The organism is Runella zeae DSM 19591, from assembly GCF_000423565.1.
Lineage (GTDB): Bacteria > Bacteroidota > Bacteroidia > Cytophagales > Spirosomataceae > Runella > Runella zeae.
In genome coordinates this window covers 1-22,899 of sequence record NZ_AUIF01000030.1, presented here as the reverse complement: position 1 = coordinate 22,899, position 22,899 = coordinate 1, and the positions used below count along the sequence as shown (strand labels likewise).

The following is a 22,899-nucleotide window of genomic DNA, read 5'->3' as shown; positions in this document are numbered from 1 at the left end:
TAGTTTTAGAATTTAGTTATTTTCACAAAAAACAACTCATTCAGTTTTCTCACCCATACAACATGTCGAATCGCCTCCTTCACGAAACCTCCCCGTATTTGCTCCAGCACGCCCACAATCCCGTTGATTGGTATCCTTGGGGAGAGGATGCACTCACCAAAGCCCGTGCCGAAAACAAGCCTATTTTGGTAAGCATCGGGTATTCGGCCTGCCATTGGTGCCATGTGATGGAGCGCGAAAGCTTTGAAAAAGAAGAAGTTGCGGCAGTGATGAATGCGTATTTTGTATGTATCAAGGTGGACCGCGAAGAGCGCCCCGATGTAGATGCCATCTATATGGATGCCCTCCACGCTATGGGAGGGCGCGGCGGGTGGCCTCTCAATGTATTTTTGATGCCCGACGCCAAGCCTTTTTATGGGGTTACGTACTTACCACCTCAAAACTGGGTTCAACTACTCAAAAGTGTTAAAAATGCCTTTGACAATCACCATGATGAATTGATAAAATCGGCTCAAGGTTTTACCGAAAATATGCTCATCAAAGAGTCAGACAAATACAATTTAGAAGGAAGTGAGGGGGTCTTTTCGGTCGATGATTTGCACGAGATGTTTGAAAAAATGAAACAACATTTCGATACCGAAAAAGGTGGAATGGACCGAGCACCCAAGTTTCCGATGCCTTCTATATACAAATTTTTGCTCCGTTATCATGCTCTTACCCAACATCCCGAGGCATTGCGCCAAGTTGAATTGAGTCTCAATCGTATCGCGCTTGGAGGTATCTACGACCACGTAGGAGGTGGCTGGGCGCGGTATTCGGTTGATGATGAATGGTTTATTCCACATTTTGAGAAAATGCTCTATGACAACGGTCAACTGCTGAGTATTTATGCCGAAGCGTATGCCCTCACCAAAAACGAACTATACAAAAATAGAGTCTATGAAACTATCGCGTGGCTTGAGCGCGAAATGTTAAGTCCCGACGGAGGTTTTTATTCCGCACTTGACGCCGATAGCGAAAGTATCGAAGGGAAGTTTTATATCTGGACTCAGGCCGAATTAGAGTCCATTTTAGGAGAAGATTTTGGTTGGTTTTCAAAACTTTACCACACGAGAGCGGCTGGAAACTGGGAACATGGCTACAATCATTTGCACCTTACGTCTCCTCTCGAATTACAAAAAGTTGAGCAGAGTGAGTATCAAAAAGCCTTAAACAAACTCTTTGAAGCCCGACAACGACGTATCCGTCCGGGATTGGACGACAAAACCCTAGCTTCATGGAATGGACTGATTTTGAAAGGCTTGACTGATGCGTATCGGGTATTTGGCGAAGAATCATTTAAAGAATTGGCGCTCAACAATGCCCATTTTCTGAAAAATAAAATGACCCATGACAATCACCAGCTTTGGCATAGTTATAAAAACGGCAAGGCCACGATTGTGGGTTTTTTGGAAGATTATGCGGCTGTCATCGACGGATACATTGGTTTATATGAAGCTACTTTTGAGGAGTCATGGCTCGACGAAGCCCTACAACTTACAGCCTACACCGTCGAGAATTTTTATGATGCCGACGAAGCACTTTTCTATTTTACCGACGCCACTGCCACTGATTTGATAGCCCGCAAAAAAGAAATTTTTGACAATGTCATCCCTGCTTCCAATTCTATGATGGCTCACAACTTGTATCTCTTAGGAACACTATTTGACTATGGTGACTACGTAAAACTGGCGGATTGGATGCTTTCCAAAATGAAACGTGCCCTACTCACTGATGTTCAATGGGCTACCAACTGGGCTGCCCTGTACGCTCTAAGGTCTCAACCTACTGCCGAAATCGCCATTGTAGGTCCCGAAGCCGAGCAATATCGACAGGCCTTTGAGTCGCGCTATTTTCCCAATAAAATCATAGTGGGCACCACTACGACGTCCGATTTGCCACTACTCCAACAACGCACAGCCCAAAATAATTTAACAACCTTGTATGTGTGTTTTAACAAAACGTGCCAATTACCTGTTCATGATATTGAAGCCGCTTGGAAACAGTTGAATCATCCTTAATTTACCCCACCTTTGTATGTCCACCAACAGTACTTTTGAGCAAAAAAAACAATTTCTTTTCTTGTTTTTATGTGGTCTTTTTCTGACCAATGCCCTCATCGCAGAAATCATCGGTGTAAAAATATTTTCGGTAGAAGCCTTGCTCGGAACTTCACCAGCTCAACTCCCTCTTTTTGGGACAAAACTTGATTTCAACATGTCGGCGGGAGTGGTCAATTGGCCCGTGGTATTTATTACTTCCGACATTATCAATGAGTATTTTGGCAAAAAAGGAGTACGCCGTATCTCCTACCTCACCGCGATTTTTATTGCGTACATGTACATGGCGATTTATGCGACTACTTCTCTCCCACCCGCGCAATTTTGGCTAGAAGTCAACGGCAAAGACAGCCTCGGCAATGCCATGAACATAGACGGTGCTTTCAACGCCATTTTTCGGCAAGGATTGGGTATCATGATAGGTTCAATCATTGCTTTTTTGATTGGGCAAATACTAGATGTCACCATTTTTTCGTGGTTGCGTCGCCGCACGGGAAGTAAGCATATTTGGCTCAGGGCGACAGGTTCTACTTTATTTTCACAACTGATTGATAGTTTCGTGGTGATTTTCATTGCGTTTTATGTATTTGGCAACTGGTCCATGACCCAAGTAGCCCAAGTGGGTAGCATCAACTATATCTACAAAGGTATCGTAGCGCTCTTGATGACGCCCATTTTGTACGTAGCCCATTACCTCATTGATCAATATTTAGGCAAAGAAAACGCCCACCAAATGGCCAACGAAGCGGCGGCAGCGAGTTTTACGGCGGTGTAGAAAAAAGCTTTAGATGATGGGGCAATTCATCATCAATCTATCCAACACATAAGATAAAGTAATTAAGTCGGATAAACCACTAGATAACTTTTCCAATCAATTCTTTACGATTTGGTTGAAAACACATCAGTAATTTACTAAGATTGTACTGCTTTCTAAAATACACCTTAAACCAAACTTTCTAAAGATATATGCCAGAAATATCAGTTCAACCTGTTGTTATTGTCAATGGTTATGCTAGACGTACAGAAGTAGAAATACAGAATCAATTGAGAGAAGCATTAGGCGATCAGCATAATTTTATAACCCTTTATTTTTCCCAAAAAGAGGGTGAAGCCCACACAAACAAAGCCATTCATTTTAAGGATGAAAAAGGTGAAGTTTTTTTCTACTTAGGTCAAGGAATCAACAATGACCCCACAAAACTTGTGCAATGTCTTTTCAAAGCTGAAGCTCTTTTTTATTACTTCAACAAAGGGAGTAATGCTCTAAAAGCAAGTACTTTTGCTGACTTAGGTAGCATTCCCGGTTTTGTCAGCGACACAATCAAAAGTACCGTATCACAACGTGCGGGTCACAACGCTCCTCGATATACCGCTCTACCTTAATGAACTATCGGGTATTATTGACTGGTTATAATATTTTAGGCTATCTGCGAAATCAGTCTAAAGAATCAGGTATAAGCCTGATAAAATTCTCATCTCTCAACAATTCCAATTTTGAAGTTCAAGAGAATTTTTCGGGAAAAACTCGCAACAATACTTTACTAGTTACCTGCCCCGATGGGGCAGGTAATATATGCCAATATTTCATCAAGCAATGCCCGAGTTGGGAAGAAAGTTTCTATTTTACTTTTAATACAGAACGCTTTTTCTTTGATACATTTACTACAAATCCCGTTGAAGGTGCTTTTTTATTACCTAAACGCTTATGTATAGACTCTTCTTTATTAGTTACAGTGTTTGTTTTTGACAATGAAAGTAAGTCTCTCTATAATTTTTTGTTACAAACTGCCTCTAATAAACCGCGAGCTTTCAAATTTTCTCAAATTTTGGCAAAAAACCTGAGAGCATGGCATCAATATTTTTTACAAAAAGATAACGATTCAGTATTAGCTAAATTTGACAAGTCTATTCCTTTTCCACTCAATATTGATAATAACTTAATTAATGTAGCTTCTTATCATGGAGACGAAAACAAGAAGGATTTTTTAGCATTTTTACAAGAATCCCCTGATTTAATCAAATCTTTGGGAGCGTTGCGAAAAAGTTGGCTTGAACGCCCACAGACCCTGCTACATGGAGATTTAAAACCTTCTAATATACTGATTAGTACATCATCTTCTGAAGCTGCCCCAATTCTTACATTGATTGACTGGGAAATGGCTTTGGTGGGCGACCCCCTTTGGGATATAGCTTCTTTTGTAGCTTCCCTAATACTTATGAAATTCAAACCCTTAATGGTTGTTTTAATTCAACAAGAATGTGATGAGTGTATTGAACAATTGCTAACTCATTATTTTAATAATTCTATAAGTATCTACGAAAAAGAACTTATTTTTAAATATGCTGGTGCAATACTTTTACAACACTTGTGGGTTAACCCTTCTGAATGTACCTCAGATTTGTTTAAACAAGTAGCTGATTTTTTAACATTATCTTTATGAGTCAAGAGATTTTCCCTCATTTTCAAAATGATTTTGAAAAGGCGATTGCTTTTATAATCGACAATGTATCGCTGAATATTCAAGAGACTAGTATTTCTTTAGAAGGTCCTGTTTATGATTCTTCTCATAATCTCCCTGTATTGAGAGGAAAACTTACTTCAGCATCCCCTTTTCTTCAACTAGAAGACTTTAAGTTACTCGCTGATTATATAAGATTACAATTTTATGTTTATCCTACGCTTCAAACAGAAAAAGGGAGTTTGGGAATTAATTTCAATGAAATTGAATATTTTACTAACCCTCAGTGGCAAAGCCAATACTGGATGGCGAAATCCAAAGAAATTGTTGGCGATTCGGTAGCAATTCTAACCAAAGGTAGTCAGAAAATTGCGGTAAATTCTGGAAAATGGATATTTGAGGGTGACTGGAAAGTGGCGCCCAATGATACTATTGAAACAGTGCATTCCATTTTTTTTCCAACAAAAAGTTTTAAAAATGTAAGAGAAGGTAAAAGTGGGTTTGAATTTATTAATGGCCGAGAATTACAGGAGTCAGATGGTAGGCAAATCATTCGATTTTATCTCAATTTTCAACCCGATTGGAATATCATTAAAAATTTCATAGAAGATGTTTATTTATACTGTGACCCTAAAAATATCCCTTATACCATAAAAATTTTATCTCAGAAGGAAGACTTCAACAGAAGTGATTCTGTCATATTGTACTCTGACCAAAAAAGTTTTTTCTATATAAAATATTTTTTAGAATCTGTATATTTAAAATATCACAGTCATTTACGTGAACCTGTCCCTATTTTCACCTATAAATTGTATAAGGGAATAGGTTTTGCAGAAGAACCTGATACCCCAAGCGCTGAAAGCGTAGGGCAAAACAGAAGTAAATTAATTGCAGAAATTATTGCGAGGCTGGCTGTGGAAAATGTAGTCGAAAAAAAAATGAGAATTATAAGAGGTTTAGAAATCATAAGACAACAATATCAAAATTTGAATTCATTCTACCTTAATCCTCATTCAAATTTCCCATATGATTTAGTATTTAGTCCTATTGAACTTCCTATACGAATACCTAAAAAGATTAATTTTTTTCTTCAAGGGGCTATAGAAGTAGGGCACATTCTTTGTAAAGAAGCAATTTGGATAGATGATAAGCATTGCAACTGGCTAAATTACCAAAACGATAAAAATATAGTTACTTATCGCCTATTAGACAACTCTTTAGCTGATGGGAGAGCTGGGATAAAATTGTTTCTACTTACTTTATACGATGCGTATAAAGACCCTATATTCAAAAAAACCTTAGGAGGTTTAAATGATATTGACGTTAAGACAAACGTCTATAAACGAAAGCCCTTAAAGAGTCGATATTTTCGCAAAAACAGAATTTTTCATTTTTGGACTAATGAAAACACCTTAGACGAAATTGATTTAGACCTAATAGACAAAGAAACTTTTAAGGCCTTATCGGAGGGAACTCTTATCAATAGATGGGTTAGCAATCAAAATGCAAATTTAGCTAGGCAAAATATCAAAACTCATTTCCTCGACAAAGAAAGGCCTTTAAAAAACGGACTAGGTACAGATTTTTTTTGTCCGACGCTCAAGCATGGGTATGCAGGTCTTGGATATTTTTTCTTACGAGTATATAGCCCTCAATTTGTGAAGCCTGTAAAGTTTTAATATCAACTCCATCATATCAATAATATTTTTTAAATTATAATGGTATTGAAACTGTAATTAATGTACCTTGGCTAGGTAAAGATATAATATTTAAGTCTCCCTCTAGCATTAATACCCGTTTTTTAATATTGATTAATCCCTTGCCCATATTTTGTTGATCTCCCACAACAAACCCTCTACCATTATCCTTTATACTTACTCTAAAAGATGCCTGTTGCGCTTCGAGTTCTATCGTGCATTCAGAAGCTTTTGCATGTTTAATTATGTTATTAATAATTTCAAGGCATATACTATACATATCATTCTCTTTAGAAGTCGAAAGAAGATTTTTGGGCAAATTCCCTTTTAACAAAAAAATAGTTTTATTATTTCGGTTAAGATCACCAATCAACTTTTGAAGTGCCTGTTCAAAACCTTTATCTAACTCTTTGGGAGATAAATGATGTGAAATATGTCTGATTTCATCATAAGCACTACTTACTCGTTCCACTAATGCTTCGTGTATTTCCTGTTCATGTTGTGTTAAATTATCAAGGGTTATTCCTTGTAATTGCCACAACAATCCCGATATTGTACTACCCAGATTATCATGGAGTTCTGAGGCTACTCTTTCTCTCTCTTGCTTTTTTCCAGTTACAAATGCTATCTGAATTTCATTATTTTTTCGAATCAATTCTTCATTTGCAAATTTTAGCTCACTAGTTCTATTTTCTATCTTAATTTCAAGTGATTCATTTAACTCAAGAAGTTTTTTGTTCGAAACATTTAATTCATCTTTCAGTTTATAAAGTTCTTTTTTTTGCATTTCAATTTGCAAATTTTTTCCTTTCAATATTTTATTATTCCAAAACAATATTATGATAATTAATATAAAAGACAAAATTGCTATTAATAGAATTTTTAACTCATTCTGTTTATCTGAAAGTTGACTATCAAGAGAGTGAATCTTTATCAAATTATTTTCGTTATCGTATTCAAACTTCAAAGCACTTAAAAGTCTATTTTTCATATCTTTATCTACTTTTTCTTTAAATTTATTCCATTGTTGATAGCTTTCCAAAGCCTTCTTAGAGTCACTTATATTATTATAAAACTCATACATATTCTCATGTGCCGCAGACAACTCACTATCACTCTGAGACTTAATAGCCATTTTATATAACATCAAAGCCTCTTTTTTTGCCTTATCATATTTTTTTTCCTTGACATATAATTTAGTAAGACCTATATGTAAATCTATTTTAGACATGTTAAATTTATCTAAAATAGACTCATATATTTTAAAATAATAGGACGCTTCTGAAAAATTATTTTTATCAAGAGACAAAAATGCCAAATTAGCAACACAATAACTTTCTATGATAGATAATTTAGCTTGACGACTTATGACTAATCCTTTTCTAAAATAAAATTCTGCTTCCTTAAGTCTTCCTAAAGAATAATAGTCTGTCCCTAAAATATTCAATAATTTGGCTTTTTGGGGGGATTTTGGAGGTAGCTGACTAAATGCCCTTAAATGAAGTTTCAAACCTTCTTTAGGATCATTCATCAAATTATAATAATTTCCTAATACATACAATATTTTACAACCCATCTCAGCATCTTTTAATTTTTCAGCAATTGTAAGTGCTTTAAAAAGGCATTGCGCTCCTCTATAATAGTTCACTAATAGTCCATAGTTTTCTCCTAAATAGTAATAGGTTCTCATCTGCCCTTGAAACCAATTGCGTCTATTAGCTAAATCATTAGCTTTTTCAAAAAATTGAGTCCTTTTATCTGGAGTTACAGCTTTACCCATCTCACACAGTACCCCTACCCTAGTAGTATCGCTCCCAAACGACCTACCTGCAGGCGGCAGTGAGATAAGTACTTTTTGAAGACTATCAGTAGTTGATTTTTGGGCATTACCTAAAAGTGGTAAAACCAAAAAGACTATCCATAAATATCGATTAATACTTAGCGTAAGGGTACGAGTCATACCAAAGGGTATCATCACAACGATTTTCATCAACGAAAATATCAAAATATCACTTCAACAACAATACCACTTTGACCAACTGCTGATTTCGAATCACTTCAAGATTCATTTTTCCGTGCCAGTTGATTTCTTGATAAATCTCCAAAAACTCACGAAGAGTTTTGACGTTTTTACCGTCGGCCATTCGTATCACATCTTTGTCTTGCAGACCTGACTTGGTGAGTAAGCTATTTGCTCCTACCGACATAACGATGATACCCGTTTCGTCGGGCAATCCATAGGCCGAGCGGTCGCCGAGCCCTTCTACACTTTTGAGAATACCCCCTAAAAATGAGACACTTGCGTTTTTGTCTATTCCAAGTTGAGTGTCAAACAAAGGAGGAATCAATGGCGTGGCCGCTTGTTTTTTTAACGAAGGCTTTTGAACGCCAAAGGCTGTCATTTCAAAATTTTTGAATCCAATTTCAAAGGCAGGTGAGCCTGCTTTTACGCGATAATCTCCCTTCGAAGCATCCTCAAACATTGGGCTTCCCGCTAGACTTTGCGCGTCGGTGCCATTTTGACGGGCAAGATTCAAGGAAGCTGTGTCAGGAAATAAATTGTGATTGACCGATTTTCCCCAATCCTTGATTTGAATCGGGTAATATTTTTTCATCACGATATTGTGGCGAAATACGTCGCCGCTGTTTTGAAACCACACGTGCGGATGAAAAGAGTTATTGACCATGATATTGTTTTCAACGGTGCGATAAAAACCTTCTCGCAGTTTCAAACCGCCATTGAGACATACGTTATTATAGATGTGGTAATTGGAAGAACCGTCGTCAAGGTCAATATCCCAACCGTGGTCGCAACGAAAACGGTTGTTTCGTATAATCGTTGTTTTTTGAGCATCAAGCAGTATCAATTCTGGATGTACCGCCACGAGGCTATCCATATATTTTCGATTGGCGTACCAAAATCGGTCGCGTCCCCAAGAATTGAAAGCCCCGTGGTCGCCAGTTTCTAAAACGGTATTGAACACGTCGTTGTATTCCAAAATATGGCCGCCCCATGCGCCATCGCCGATATTGATACTCGCACGCGGGGTATTGTAGATGCTATTATGACTTACTGTAATTGCCGCCGACATTTCTATCTGTACCCCGGTAGCTTGTTTTTCGATTTGGCCTACATCATGTATCAAATTATCAACGACGGCACATTCTTGCGGAAAATCTTGGGTCTGCGGGCCGGGTGTTTGGTCAAGCTTTTCGTACGGAATTGATAGCTCATACCTAAAAGAAGGAGAACGTACTGCTTTTGGATTTCCAACAAACGCCACCGCACTCGCCCCAATACGATGAATATGACAGCCACTCACGGTATCGTTTCGATTATAATTGCTAAAAACAATAGCATTGCCACCCAAATCAGTAAACTGACAATCCTCTATTTTACAGTTTTCGGTTTGGTCAAAAAGTAGAGCACCTCCTCTGTAAAAAGTCCAATCACTTCGCACCAACGGCTCTTTGGTTTCCATAAAACTACGCTCTGTATGAACAAAATGCAGGTTTTTAAAACTTACATTGCGTAAAGGTGTGGTAGTTGTACCACGCAATTCAATGGCATTTTTAAGATGAGATACTTCCACAAGTGCAGTAGCGAGGTTTACACCAGAGGGTGGCAAGAAGTAAAGAACGTGTTTTGCCTTATCCAAAAACCATTCTCCTTGTTGATCCAATTCTTCAAAAATATTTTCTACAAACCGAAATTGTTTGTGCATAGCAGCAGGGCGGTTGTTTTGCCAGCCTCCTTCGAGAGTCAGTTCTCCTTTTTCATCTTTTCCTCTAATCACATAATGAAACCCTCCCCATTCGCCCGCGTGCAGCGCATGCACATATCCTCCTACAGGATTTTTCCACTGAGCTACTCGCTCTTTTGAGATAGCATCAGGGGCCGTTCCTTTAAAAACACGCGACTCTGCATCATAATTAGGATACCTTGCTAAGTGTTGTAATTGTCCATTGACAAACAACCGCTCAAATGAAACACCTTCTGGAACCGACGCTTGATAAATGCCCTTTTGGTAAGGTTTCCATTGTAGCTGTAAGCGACGCCCTCCGCTGATTATGGCCTTATTGTTTTGATATGCTCCTATTTCCAATTGCTTGGTGGTGGTTGCAGAAGCGTCGATTACTATCGTTTTTGGAAGATAATATTTTCCTTTTAAAAGGTGAATTTTCACCGATTTTGCTGGGGCTTTTTGTGCTACATCAATAGCAGTCGAAATATTTTTAAAAGGTTTTTGTAGGGTTCCTTTATGCGCATCGTTGCCATTGGGAGATACATAATAATTTACCTGGGCATTCACTACCGATATTGTACCAAGAAAAACAAGGAGACATGTCTGCTGAATACCCAAAATTTTGCTCAATACAACCATTTTTTGAGTATAAATCATGATTTTTCTAATACCTTCACCACCCTTTCGTTTTATTTTCATTTCTTTGAGTACATTATTTATAACCATAAAAACCATTTCGCCACAAACCTAACTACCTAACTGAAAAAACTCAATGGAAAAAATTGTTACTGCTATCAACGACATTATTTGGAGTAATGCCCTAATCTTACTTTGCCTAGGGGCGGGTGTTTATTTTTCTTTTGTTACTAAGTTTCTACAAGTGCGGTATATCCGCGATATGATTAAGCTCTTAATTGGCGGCAAAGCATCCGACAAAGGCGTTTCTTCCTTTCAAGCCTTTGCAATCGCTATCTCGGGACGTATCGGTACGGGCAACATCGCCGGCGTAGCCACGGCTATTGCAATGGGCGGACCGGGTGCCGTGTTTTGGATGTGGGCAATTGCATTTTTGGGGGCATCATCGGCTTTTATCGAAGCCACTTTAGGTCAAATCTACAAACAAGTCAAAGATGGTCAATACCGAGGCGGGCCAGCGTTTTATATCGAAAAAGGTTTAGGGATTAAGTGGTACGCCACTTTGTTTGCGATTGCGACGATTTTGAGTACTGCCTTGTTTTTGCCCGGTGTGCAGAGTAATAGTATCGCTCTTAGTGCCAAAGCAGCTTTTGACATTCCCGTCGAAATCACGGGAGCGATTGTTACGATTCTATTGGGTTTAATCATTTTTGGCGGTGTTAAGCGTATTGGGCAAGTGGCCGAGATTGTGGTGCCATTTATGGCAGGTGGATACATATTGATGGCCCTCATCGTCATAGCCCTCAATATCACCAAAGTTCCGGCAGTAGTCAATCTTATCATACGGTCGGCTTTTGATTTGGAGCCTGTTTTTGCGGGTGTGTTTGGGATGGCCATTTCTTGGGGTGTCAAGAGAGGAATTTACTCCAACGAAGCCGGTCAAGGTACCGCACCTCACGCTGCGGCAGCCGCCGAAATCAGCCACCCTGCCAAACAGGGCCTTGTACAAGCATTTTCGGTCTATGTAGATACACTTTTTGTGTGTACCGCTACGGCGTTTATGATATTGTTTACAAGCAAGTACAATGTTGTCAATCCTTCGGGTGGCTTTATCATCGAAAACGTCCCTGGTATGGCGATTGGGTCGGAGTTTACCCAAGCCGCCGTCAATACACACTTTCCAGCAATAGGCGGTGGATTTGTGGCTGTTTCACTTTTGTTTTTTGCGTTTACGACCATTATGGCCTATTACTACATTGCCGAAACCAACCTAAGCTACCTTCTTCCCAAAGGAGACAAAAAATGGATGGTGCAAGCCCTAAGAGTGCTGATTATGGTCGCGACTTTCTATGGCTCTATCAAAACTGCCGCTTTGGCTTGGACCTTGGGCGATATAGGGGTAGGAATGATGGCTTGGCTCAATATCATTGCTATAATTTTACTCCGCAAGCCTGCCCTCAAAGCTTTTAAGGACTACGAACAACAACGCAAAGCAGGTATCGACCCTGTTTTTAATGCCAAAAAACTAGGGATTAAAAATACCGACCAGTGGGACAATGACTAAAATAATACACGTGAGCTACTTGAAATATAAGTAGCTCACAAATACATAATTTCGGAAAAAATGTCCATTTTTTCCCACCAAAATCTGCGCCAAGGATAGGAAATTTGTCTTACAAAACATCCTAAATAAATGACCCATGTTACGCAGAAAATTCTTAACAATCGCCCCTTTTGCCCTTAATACCCCCCCTTTTGCCCTCCCAACTATGGTCAATCCTCCCAAGCCATTTGTGGTAAAATCGGGTGAAGCTCGTTTTGGGACACATACACCCTACAAAGGAATCAACCCCAACGACATCAAAATTTCTGGCAAAGATACCAATGGACAACTGGCTGTTTTTGAGTATATTGGCAACGAGAAACTAGGACCTTCTCTACACGTACACCACGACCAAGATGAGATTTTTTCAATCATTGAAGGGGAGTTTTTGTTTCAAGTAGGAAACGAAAAATTTAACGTCAAGGCAGGAGACACCGTTTTTGCCCCTCGCAAAATCCCTCATACTTGGATACAACTTTCAGACAAAAGCAAAATTCTTTATTATGTACAACCTGCCGGAAAAATGGAAGCATTTTTTTTAAAAATGAACGAATTCAAAGCTCCTCCCACCTTGCAGCAAGCCGAGCAAATTCATGAGGCTCACGGCATGACGATTTTAGGGCCAGGTCTGTCTTTAAAATAACCTTTAGTGTTGACGCGATGGTAGCCATTTATGATTACCGACTCCCCAGCCCAGCCTTACGAGACCACGTAAGGCTGTTGCAGGTTGTAGGATGCGAGTTTCCAAAATCCCTAACGCACCTTCCCGTCAAACCCTACTGGCCTCGCGCCGAAAATTGTCTGTCGTTTTTTCCAAAAGACCCGGAGAAGGTTGAATACGGATTTGATGGAAAATTGATAGAAAGTAGCCGCTCAAGACTATATGGTCAGCACTTAATCGCTACCAATCGACACGTAGGGCGGGATTTTATGGTCATACAAGTACAATTCCAACCAGGTGCATTGTTTAGGATTACGGGTATCCCTTCCCATGAACTTACCAATAAATTCATAGATGCCGAAGAAGTTTTTACCAAAGAAATTCGTCTCGTCAACGAACGCCTCAGTTATACGAGCCATTATACGGAGATGATTGCGATTGTGGAAAACTTTTTAATGTATCTAATCAAAAATGAAAAAAAGTCGAAACGCCCTATCGACAAAGTAAGTCATTTTATTCTTCAAAAACCTTCCGTTGTTTCCTTAGATTGGCTAGCCGACCAAGCTTGCTTGTCACCCAGGCAATTTTACCGACAGTTTCTCGAACGCGAAGGCATAAGCCCAAAGTTGTACGCACGCGTGGCCCGTTTCGAAAACACCATGAGACTCAAAAACGCCAATCCCACAAAAGATTGGCTATCGATTGCGATGGAGCTTGGGTACTATGATTATCAACACTTGGTCAGAGACTTCAAAGAATTTACCAACCTTACTCCTAATACTTTTCTCCAATACGAAAGTAAAGCACCCGAGCGGGCCTTTGGGAAGATTGAAACTTAATGAGGAGCATTATTTTCGTTTTGTGAGTTATTGGAAGCTCACTCTTAGACAAACAATAATTATGCTATAAGAAGAGAAAAAAATCCACTAATAATATAGATAAATTATAGAATATTGTAAATCCTTGATTAATTCATGAAAAAGGCCACATATCGAAAACTTTTTAAAAAAAATGGTTATATATTGAATATATATTAAAAAATAATAGGATATTTGGGTGAAAGTAGAAAAATACCAAATAATGGCGTCGGATTTTTTCTGGGTAAAATTATTGGTTTTTTCCTATATTTACTCCATTCTAAATCCTTTAAACTACAACCAATATGCACACCTCACGTCGCGATGTGTTAAAATTAGCCGGTGCTGCTTTAGCAGGCACTGCACTTCCTTCTATTATTGTTCCTAACAAGGCTTTTGCAGGTACCAACAGCGAAACCCTCAAAGTGGGTTTGGTAGGTTGTGGAGGCAGAGGCTCTGGAGCGGCAATGCAAGCACTCAAGGCTGACCCAAACGTTGTATTACACGCACTTGGTGATATTTTCCCTGAAAGATTTGATACTTGTCTCGAAGGTCTCAAAAAGGTACACGGAGACAAAGTAAAAGTGGACGATGGCCACAAATTTTTAGGCTTTGATGCCTACCAAAAAGTGATTGACTCGGGCGTGGATGTAGTGCTATTGGCTACTCCTCCATTTTTCCGCCCCCAACACCTCGAAGCCGCTATCAAAGCAGGCAAACACGTATTTTGTGAAAAACCCGTAGCAGTAGACGCTCCTGGCGTAAGAAAAGTAATCGAGCTAGCTCAACTCGCCAAACAAAAAAATCTTTCGCTTGTCTCGGGCTTCTGCTGGCGTTTTCATGAGCCCAAACGTGCGGTGTTTGGAAAAATCAACGAAGGTGCGATTGGCGAAGTAATGAGTATTTACAATACTTACAACACTGGTGGAGCTTGGTCTTTTGCGCGCCAAGAAGGCTGGACCGATATGGAGTTTCAACTCCGCAACTGGATGTACTATACATGGCTCGCAGGTGACCATATCGTAGAGCAAGCCGTGCACAGCCTCGATATGATGTCGTGGGCAATGGGAGATGTGCTTCCTGTAAGTGCTGTAGGTACTGGTGGACGTCAAGTACGTGTTGACCCTTTGTTTGGTCATATTTTTGACCACTTTGCTATTACCTACGATTATCCTAACGGAGCCAAAGGATTCCATTTCTCTCGCCAACAAGAAAACTGCGAGCGTAGCTACTTGGTAGAAACTTTCGGAACCAAAGGAAGAGCGATGGCCAACTGCTCACGCCCTACTCACAAAATTGAAGGACAAAATCCGTGGGAATATTCAGGTCCTCAAAACGATATGTATCAAACAGAGCACAACGAACTGTTTGCTTCTATCCGCAACAGCAAGCCTATCAACAACGGCGAATGGATGGCCAACAGTACGATGATTGCAATCATGGGTCGGATGGCAGCCTATACTGGAAAGAAAATTACTTGGGAAGAGGCCATGAAATCTAACGAAAAACTTGGCCCTGATTCCGTAAGTTTTGATATGGTCGCTCCTAAAGTAGAAGTGGCACGGCCTGGCTTTACTCCTTTTTATTAATATTAAATTCCTTCTTGCCCGTTAAGCACTGCCTTGTTTCAAAAAACAATCATTGCTAACGGGCATTTTGATTTTTCTTTCCCATGCAAAGACGAACATTTATAAAGAATACCGTACTAGCCACTTCAGCGGCGGTGATTGGCGTAGATGCTACGGCCAAAATCACCGAAGCGCCCGTGGCTCAGCCACTGATTAAAAAAAGCCTGAAATTTGGAATGGTCAACGAAAACCTTTCGATACTTGACAAATTCATGCTTTTGAGAGACCTTGGCTTTGATGGAGTAGAGTTTGATTGCCCCAACGAATACGACATCAAAGAAATACTAGCCGCTCGTGATAAAACGGGCCTCGAACTTCCGGGAGTAGTCAACTCGATGCACTGGAAATCACCTTTATCAAGCGCCGATCCTAAAGTGAGAGAAGCTTGCTCAAAAGCCATGGAAAAAGCACTCCATGACTGTAAACTATACGGTGGCACTACTGTCCTTTTGGTACCAGGCGTTGTGAACGAATCTACTAGCTATCAAGAAGCTTATGAACGCTCCCAAGCCGAAATCCGTAAATTGATACCAGTAGCTGAAAAAACAGGCATTAAAATCGCCCTCGAAAATGTCTGGAACAATTTCCTCATCAGCCCCGTAGAAGCGGCTCGCTATGTAGACGAAATCAACCACCCTTTGGTAGGATGGTATTTTGACGTGGGCAATGTGCTACGATATGGCTGGCCGGAGCATTGGATTGAAACCCTCGGTAAGCGTATCATGAAAATAGACATCAAAGAATATAGCCGTAAAAAACAACAAGACGAAGGCTTATGGAAAGGGTTTAATGTAGAACTCATGGAAGGCGACTGCAACTGGCCCGTGGTCAACAAAGCCCTTGCCAAAATCGGTTATTCGGGATGGGCATCGGCAGAAGTACCTGGCGGCGACCGAAAACGCCTCGAAGTCATTAGTCAAAAAATGGACGGCATTTTCAAAGCAATGTAAAATGTAAACAAGTTTTGAAGCAAGCCCTTCCAAGCTTTCTGCATAAAACTTGGGAAGCCTGTTTTGCATTATTACTATAAGTGAAGTAAATTAAAAAAACTCGCGTCGTTTGATGCGAGTTTTTTTGTACTACTGTCCCCTTGTTATTCAATAAATAGGATTTTTAGAATCATTGTACTTTTACCAATTTGAGGGTTTTATGTACAAAATTAAAGTTGTTGTTATTTACTTGTAAGAAGTATATCCCTTGAGGCAAGCGCAAAGAAGATACATTCAGCACGGCTTTTTGACCCAACCAAAGCACATCTGGTACCGGTCGCCTTTCGCCGATAAGACTTATCAATGAAAAATGAGTATCCGAAGGCTCGTATTCAGAAGGGATATTCAATGTAATAGATTCAGTGAATGGATTGGGGTAAGGTGCCCAAAGCTCACTTTCGGCATTAGTAAAATCGCTACCACCACCGCCTGACCCTTTCGTGATTTCGAAAGTAATCGCTTTTTCGCCAATTGTTTGGTTGTTTTTAATAGCTCTCACTTTCAAATTGTACACTCCTAGTGCTGTGCCAAAGCCTCCGTTGTCGTCAAATACAGCAAAAGGCGAAGTAGCATCAGTAAAATTAACATTAATGGGGCCTTTCATTTCAAAGACAATCCGGTCTATAACGGTATTGCCTTCGGCAAAAATATTGATAAAAGAAGGCAATTCGCTCATAGAGATTTTGTCATTATCTTGAATCGTACGTATCAGACGCCGCGACATAGAGCCGCCCGCTTTGTACAAACCAAAATTGAATGCTACACTTCCTACGGGATTAGTGATTTTGATAACTACATAGGCATCCACAGAAGCTCCCTGATTATCAAAAACCTTGACAAGAACAGTATAGTTACCCGTCAACTCAGGCACTCCCGTAATTTCTCCTCCCTGATATACAAGCCCTTGTGGCAAATTACGAACCACAATAGATGATAGTGCCCCATCAGGATCCCGAAAAGAAGTAAGTGGAATGAAGAAATGGAATTCTTGTCCTACCACGGCATTTTGGTCAGCCAAAGCCGTCACAATCGTAGGAGGAATATTACCATTGGTCAAAGTTACCCCTATCGTAAAAGAAGTCTGAACACTAGCACCTAAGTTGTCAATGGCTCTGATTGTAGTCTTAAACTCGCCAGCAGTAGAAGGAACTCCACTGACGATGCCATCTTTCAATGTTAAACCAATAGGTAGATTTTGGGCTTCAAAACGTATCGCTCCTCCATCGGGGTCTTTGAAAGCAACAGCGGGTATGGTATAAGTAAAGGTTCTACCTACCACTGTTTTTTGGTCTGGGATAGTGCTCACCACGATAGGCGGCTGGTTGCTTTCAGCTCCCTTCACAGTAAGTCGAAATGAAAACTCTCCCCAAGCACCTTCATTGTCAATGGCCCGAATCCCAATTTGATAGATGCCGCTTGAGGTAGGTACACCTTTAAGTTTTCCATTTTGAAAACTAATCCCTGGAGGCGTATTGACCGCGATAATCCTTACTATATATCCATCTTCATCCTTAAACAAAGTAAGAGGTATGGTATATTCGTAAGGTTGCTGAATCAAGACCGACTGATCGGGGATAGTACTCACTACTGTAGGAGCCTGATTATAAGCCGCTACTTTAATGTTGAAGGTAGTTTTGGCTGAGGCCCCAAGATTGTCGATCGCCTCCACGGTGACTCTGAAAGTCCCTATTTGCGTAGGTGTACCACTAATCTTCCAATCTACAGCTTTCAATCCAGCAGGAAGATTCGTAAAAACTAATTTAACAATACTTCCATCAACATCTTGGAAAACATTGCTTGGAAAATTCCAGTCAAAAGCACGGCCAATAGCCGCTTGTGGTTCAGCCACAGGATTCACAATCCTAGGCGCTATATTTAATTCTTTATCAATCACCACAAACTTAAGGGAAGTTTTTCCCAATGCCGTTAAAGACGATATATTTTGGGAGCTATACGCCTCTACTGTAAGCTCATAGCTACCTACTTTGAGATTAATTCCGTCGTTGTCGCCATAAAGTCCAAAAGGTTTATCTGTTTCTGTTTGATTACGACTCACAGGGCCTGCTAGTTTCATTACCACGGCTTCCATATTCGAACCTGCATCAGCAAAAAAATTAAGTGGATATGTGTGTTCTTTAAGATTGAGTGTATCACCGTTTTTGAGTTCTTTGAGCAAAACACGGGTCTGGAAATTGCCAGCTTTATAAAGATTCACTTTAGAAACAATAGGATCCGTAATAGTCAATGTAAACGTTGTAGTTACAGAAGCATCATACAAGTCTGTAGCTTTGACCGTAATTTGATAGATTCCTCTTTCAGATGAACTTCCCTTTATAGTATTATTTTCAAAATATAAGCCATTGGGCAAACCATTTACTTGATAAAACTCAATACTACCGTCGGGGTCTTTAAAAGCATTATCAGGAATCGTATAAGAAGCATCAAACCCTGCCGTGAAGGTATAGTTGGGCAAAGGAGAGTTTACAACGGGAGGCTGATTGACCTCAGGCTCGCCCAATAAATCTTCTACTAAGCGTACTTCTACGGGACCATCTTTCTTTTTTTCATCCCATCGACTCGAATATCCCGCTTGGGGATACCCACCTGTCCGAACCAATTCCGACAACTTCACAATCATAGATTGGACTGGTACAATGGGGGTCATGGGTTTGTTAAGCCAATTGTTGAGTACCCATGTAATACCTGGTGAATACCAATTGATATCATCTGTATTATTAGCAACGATATTGACCAATTTACAACCGCGCTCAAAATGCTCACTAAGCATGAGTTGCATACCATATTGAGAAAGACCCGGCTCGCGGAAAGCTTCATTCATAATCCATTTGCCTGTCCCCATATTACTACGCAGTACATCCGCACTAAAATAATGGGAGAAATATTGAGAATCATTGATTTTGGTACCATCCGTATTACGGGCCAAATCTTTGAAAGCAAAAGTAGCTCTCCGGAAGCTCAAACCATCGTGCACTGACCCAAAGTCATTAATAACCTTATAAGAACCATTCACACCTTTAGCAGAACTGCTCACTCCATCCAAAAACTTTTTGAGTGCATTATGCCTAAATACGTACCAATCTGACCATCTTTTATTTTCTGAGTGAGGGTATGATGAATTAACAGGCTGAATATCATTTACATTGTTGTAGTCAGATTTCCATTCACTATTAATTTTGCTAAGACTTCCGTAGCGTTGTAGCAACCACTCCCGATAGCCAGTAATCATGCTTGGGCTATAATCATACATAGCCGTATAATTTCCCCCATTTGCGGAGTTTTCGTAGTGATAACCAGACTCTTGGGTAGTAGTAGTAGTAGCCGCAAGGCAAAGGATATGGCCGTTTTGCTGATCAGAATTATATCGCTGACATACTTCTCTCACAAACCCAAGGGCTTTTTGAAGCGATGGCTCGTGCGACATACTGAAGATTTCTTTGAGGGTGTTTCCACGCTCGTCACGTGCCGATTCTGACTCTTCCCAATATCCTTCGTTTCGATTACAACAACGCGCCAAGTGAATCCGAAGGAATACCTTGAGTCCTAGCTCTTTGGCTAATCTAATCTGATTGTCGTATTGAGCCCAATTGGCCGAACTACTGGGAGTATAATATACTACATCCCACCTAACAGTCACCATGACTGCATTACAACCTTTTTTTGCACCTTCCCGAATTACGTCTAATCCAAACTCCGCACCTTCGGTGGTATTGAGGAGAGCGATACATAAATAACGTTGATTTTCGTCTGTTAATGAAGGATTACTTACAGGGGTGTGAAAGGGGTGCGAGTTTGCGAAGGCTACGATAGACATAACCCACGCAAGCACCCAAGAGAGTACTAAACGTTGAACCATTTTAGAATATGTTTTTTGAATAAAGGGGCTTTTGCCTATTCATTGTCAAAAACCATGCAAGAGACACGAAAAAAGCCGTTTAATAACTCTCAAAAAGTTATTAAACGGCTTAACACCCTGAATATATGTTAATTACAAAACCAATTTAACCTTTTAGGAAAACCTTAAAAAAAGATTTTCACTATTTTCAATAGGTTTTAAACCCGATGGCATAGTTTTTGAAAAGGTTCATTAACGTTATTATTTTAGAATATCTTTTTGAATTTAGGGGCTTTTTTAATTTGAACCACGACCGTTTTGGAGGTTGGGGTCATACTTTTATCGGCATAGCTATCTATGGGTACCAAAGCATTGGTCTCCGGGAAATAGGTAGCAAGGCATTTCTCTGGAATAGAATAAGGCACAATGATAAACTTGTGGGCCACGCGTTTGTGCCGCCCACTATAATTGTACAAATCCACCACATCACCTGCTTTTAGGTCTGCTTTCTCCATGTCTTTTTCATTCATCATTACCACACGTCGCTCATTTTGAATACCGCGATAGCGGTCATTCAGACCATATATGGTAGTATTATACTGGTCATGACTTCTGATGGTCATCATCAAATATTCATCTGAAGAAAGAACAAAAGGGGTATACCGATTCACAGTAAAATTGGCCTTGCCTGTAGTAGTTTTAAAGTCTCCCTCCCTGGCACCATTGGGTAAGTAAAATCCTCCTGGCACTCTTACTCGTTCGTTATAATTTTCAAATCCGGGAATGGTTTGCTCTATCGCCTCTCTAATGTGATCATAATGTGATAAAAGCCTATCCCACTCCACTCTAGACTTAGCCCCAAGCGTAGCTTTTGCCAATCGACGCACGATGTCTGGCTCGCTCAGCATACGCTCAGAAATAGGACTTAGATTCCCTTTAGACTGATGCACTACACCCATTGAGTTTTCGACAGTTACAAATTGCACCTCACCATTTTGAATATCGCGGTCAGTACGACCCAAGCAGGGCAAAATGAGTGCTTCTTCGCCAGTTACTAAGTGGCTACGGTTGAGCTTAGTTGATACGTGGGCTGTCAGTGAGCAATTTCTTAGGGCTTGTGCGGTATAAACCGTATCAGGGGTAGCCGACAAAAAATTCCCACCCATCGCAAAAAACACCTTAGCTTTACCTTCGTGCATGGCTTTGATGGCATCGACCACATTGTATCCATGCTTGGTAGGAGGCTCAAAACCGAATCTTTTTTGAAGACTATCTAAAAATTCTTTGGGTGGCATTTCCCAAATTCCCATCGTACGGTCGCCTTGCACATTGCTATGCCCGCGTACGGGGCAAGTGCCCGCACCAGGCTTCCCAATAGAGCCTTTTAGTAAGAGTAAATTTACCACTTCTTGAATATTATCAACCGCGTTTTTGTGCTGTGTCAGGCCCATTGCCCAGCAGATGATGATATTTTGGGAAGCAATAATCATTTCCACCGCCTCCTTAATTTCGGCCAAACTCAGTCCTGCATCTTGTACCAACTGCCCCAAATCATAATTTTTCAAATCTTCTAAGAGGTCTTCGATTCCAGCCGTTTTCTCGCGGATAAACGCCCAATCAAATACTTCGCGGCCTTCTAATTCGGCTTCACGAAGAAGTTTTAAAATCGCTTTGAAAAGCGGCACGTCGCCATTGAGTCTCACTTGCAAAAACAAATCAGAGAGGGGTGTTTTTTTTCCTAGCAAGCCCGCAGCCGTTTGAGGATTACTAAATGCAACAAGGCCCGTTTCGCGAAGCGGATTGACCGATATTATTTTGGCCCCACTCTTTTTAGCTTTCTCCAGCGCCGAGAGCATCCGAGGGTGATTCGTACCCGGATTTTGGCCGGCAATGATAATCAAATCACTTTTATAAAAATCTTCCAATTTGACCGAACCTTTGCCAATACCCACCGTATCTTTGAGGGCTACCCCACTCGACTCGTGGCACATATTGGAGCAATCTGGAAGATTATTTGTCCCAAATTCCCTTACAAAAAGTTGATACAAAAAAGCCGCCTCATTACTGGTTCGTCCAGATGTATAAAAAATAGCTTCATCAGGAGAAGGCAATTGATTTAAATGGGTAGCTATTTTCTTGAATACTCCTTCCCAACTTATAGGTTCATAGTGGCTTGCGCCCTTAGGTTTGTACATAGGCTGCGCAATCCTCCCCCGCTGACTTAGCTCATAGTCACTCCATGTACCTAGCTCATCAATAGAATGTTGGGCAAAAAAGTCTTCAGTCAGGCGTTTTGTGGTAGCTTCTTCGGCTACGGCTTTTGCACCATTTTCACAATATTCGGCAATAGCAGACCGCTCATCATCGGGGTCGGGCCAAGCACAACTCGGACAATCAAAGCCATCTTTTTGGTTGAGGTTGAGCAATGCTTTCATCCCACGACCAATATTCATCTCACCCAATACATGCTTAAAAGAACTAACCACTGCGGGCAATCCTACCGCTACCTCTTTAGGGGCTTCGGTACTAAGCCCCGTAAACTCCTCGGGAGTAAGCTCTGTATGGGTTGTTTCTATTTTTTTCATCTGAAAATATATTAAGCCCGACAGGGCAAATTAGGGTTAAAAAGTGCTAAAAGCGTTATTTTTGGTCAATGTAATGACAAACAACT

General features: G+C 40.4%; 14 protein-coding genes. 10 read left to right on the top strand and 4 right to left on the bottom strand.

The genetic code is table 11. From position 1 onward, the window contains the following. Nucleotides 1-62 precede the first annotated feature (62 nt). The 5 genes from G563_RS0106965 (at nucleotide 63) to G563_RS0106945 (ending at nucleotide 6,237) form a co-directional block, all read left to right on the top strand. Entirely contained in the window at nucleotides 63-2,060 is a 1,998-nt protein-coding gene (locus G563_RS0106965) for a thioredoxin domain-containing protein (protein WP_028664685.1), read from the top strand. Nucleotides 2,061-2,076: 16 nt separating this feature from the next. Further along, a complete protein-coding gene (locus G563_RS0106960) occupies nucleotides 2,077-2,874 on the top strand; it encodes a queuosine precursor transporter (RefSeq protein WP_028664684.1) in 798 nt (265 codons plus the stop codon). Between the two features lie 191 nt (nucleotides 2,875-3,065). Next, nucleotides 3,066-3,482, top strand: coding sequence for a hypothetical protein (locus G563_RS0106955; RefSeq protein WP_028664683.1), 417 nt, complete (start codon nucleotides 3,066-3,068; stop codon nucleotides 3,480-3,482). After that, a complete protein-coding gene (locus tag G563_RS0106950) occupies nucleotides 3,482-4,540 on the top strand; it encodes a phosphotransferase family protein (RefSeq protein WP_028664682.1) in 1,059 nt (352 codons plus the stop codon). The genes G563_RS0106955 and G563_RS0106950 overlap by 1 nt, the downstream gene beginning before the upstream one ends. Then, nucleotides 4,537-6,237 carry a T3SS effector HopA1 family protein gene (locus tag G563_RS0106945; RefSeq protein ID WP_028664681.1) on the top strand — a complete coding sequence of 567 codons (1,701 nt, stop codon included), beginning with the start codon at nucleotides 4,537-4,539 and terminating at the stop codon, nucleotides 6,235-6,237. The genes G563_RS0106950 and G563_RS0106945 overlap by 4 nt, the downstream gene beginning before the upstream one ends. A gap of 34 nt (nucleotides 6,238-6,271) precedes the next feature. Here G563_RS0106945 and G563_RS0106940 read toward each other — a convergent pair whose 3' ends face one another. Continuing rightward, nucleotides 6,272-8,215 (bottom strand): tetratricopeptide repeat-containing sensor histidine kinase, encoded by a 1,944-nt coding sequence (locus G563_RS0106940; protein WP_169579730.1) that lies wholly within the window; start codon nucleotides 8,213-8,215, stop codon nucleotides 6,272-6,274. A gap of 49 nt (nucleotides 8,216-8,264) precedes the next feature. Next, nucleotides 8,265-10,700, bottom strand: a complete 2,436-nt coding sequence (locus G563_RS0106935) for a PDZ domain-containing protein (protein ID WP_229598451.1) — start codon at nucleotides 10,698-10,700, stop codon at nucleotides 8,265-8,267. 73 nt (nucleotides 10,701-10,773) lie between these two features. On the opposite strand from G563_RS0106935, the gene G563_RS0106930 reads away from it, so the two are divergent. The 5 genes from G563_RS0106930 to G563_RS0106910 all read left to right on the top strand — a co-directional run bounded on the left by G563_RS0106930 (nucleotide 10,774) and on the right by G563_RS0106910 (nucleotide 16,336). After that, nucleotides 10,774-12,201, top strand: coding sequence for an alanine/glycine:cation symporter family protein (locus G563_RS0106930; protein ID WP_028664678.1), 1,428 nt, complete (start codon nucleotides 10,774-10,776; stop codon nucleotides 12,199-12,201). 136 nt (nucleotides 12,202-12,337) lie between these two features. Then, entirely contained in the window at nucleotides 12,338-12,883 is a 546-nt protein-coding gene (locus G563_RS0106925; RefSeq protein ID WP_028664677.1) for a cupin domain-containing protein, read from the top strand. A 17-nt stretch (nucleotides 12,884-12,900) separates the two neighbouring features. Beyond that, a complete protein-coding gene (locus G563_RS0106920; protein ID WP_028664676.1) occupies nucleotides 12,901-13,740 on the top strand; it encodes a helix-turn-helix domain-containing protein in 840 nt (279 codons plus the stop codon). Nucleotides 13,741-14,063: 323 nt separating this feature from the next. Next, nucleotides 14,064-15,347, top strand: a complete 1,284-nt coding sequence (locus G563_RS0106915; RefSeq protein WP_028664675.1) for a Gfo/Idh/MocA family protein — start codon at nucleotides 14,064-14,066, stop codon at nucleotides 15,345-15,347. Between the two features lie 83 nt (nucleotides 15,348-15,430). Then, on the top strand, nucleotides 15,431-16,336 hold the full coding sequence (locus tag G563_RS0106910) for a sugar phosphate isomerase/epimerase family protein (RefSeq protein ID WP_028664674.1): 906 nt from the start codon (nucleotides 15,431-15,433) through the stop codon (nucleotides 16,334-16,336). A gap of 169 nt (nucleotides 16,337-16,505) precedes the next feature. On the opposite strand, the gene G563_RS0106905 is transcribed toward G563_RS0106910, so the two are convergent. Continuing rightward, complete coding sequence (locus G563_RS0106905) at nucleotides 16,506-20,249, bottom strand: putative Ig domain-containing protein (protein ID WP_028664673.1); 3,744 nt, start codon at nucleotides 20,247-20,249, stop codon at nucleotides 16,506-16,508. 245 nt (nucleotides 20,250-20,494) lie between these two features. Further along, nucleotides 20,495-22,813: an FdhF/YdeP family oxidoreductase gene (locus G563_RS0106900; RefSeq protein ID WP_028664672.1), complete on the bottom strand. Its 2,319-nt coding sequence runs from the start codon at nucleotides 22,811-22,813 to the stop codon at nucleotides 20,495-20,497. Nucleotides 22,814-22,899 lie beyond the last annotated feature (86 nt).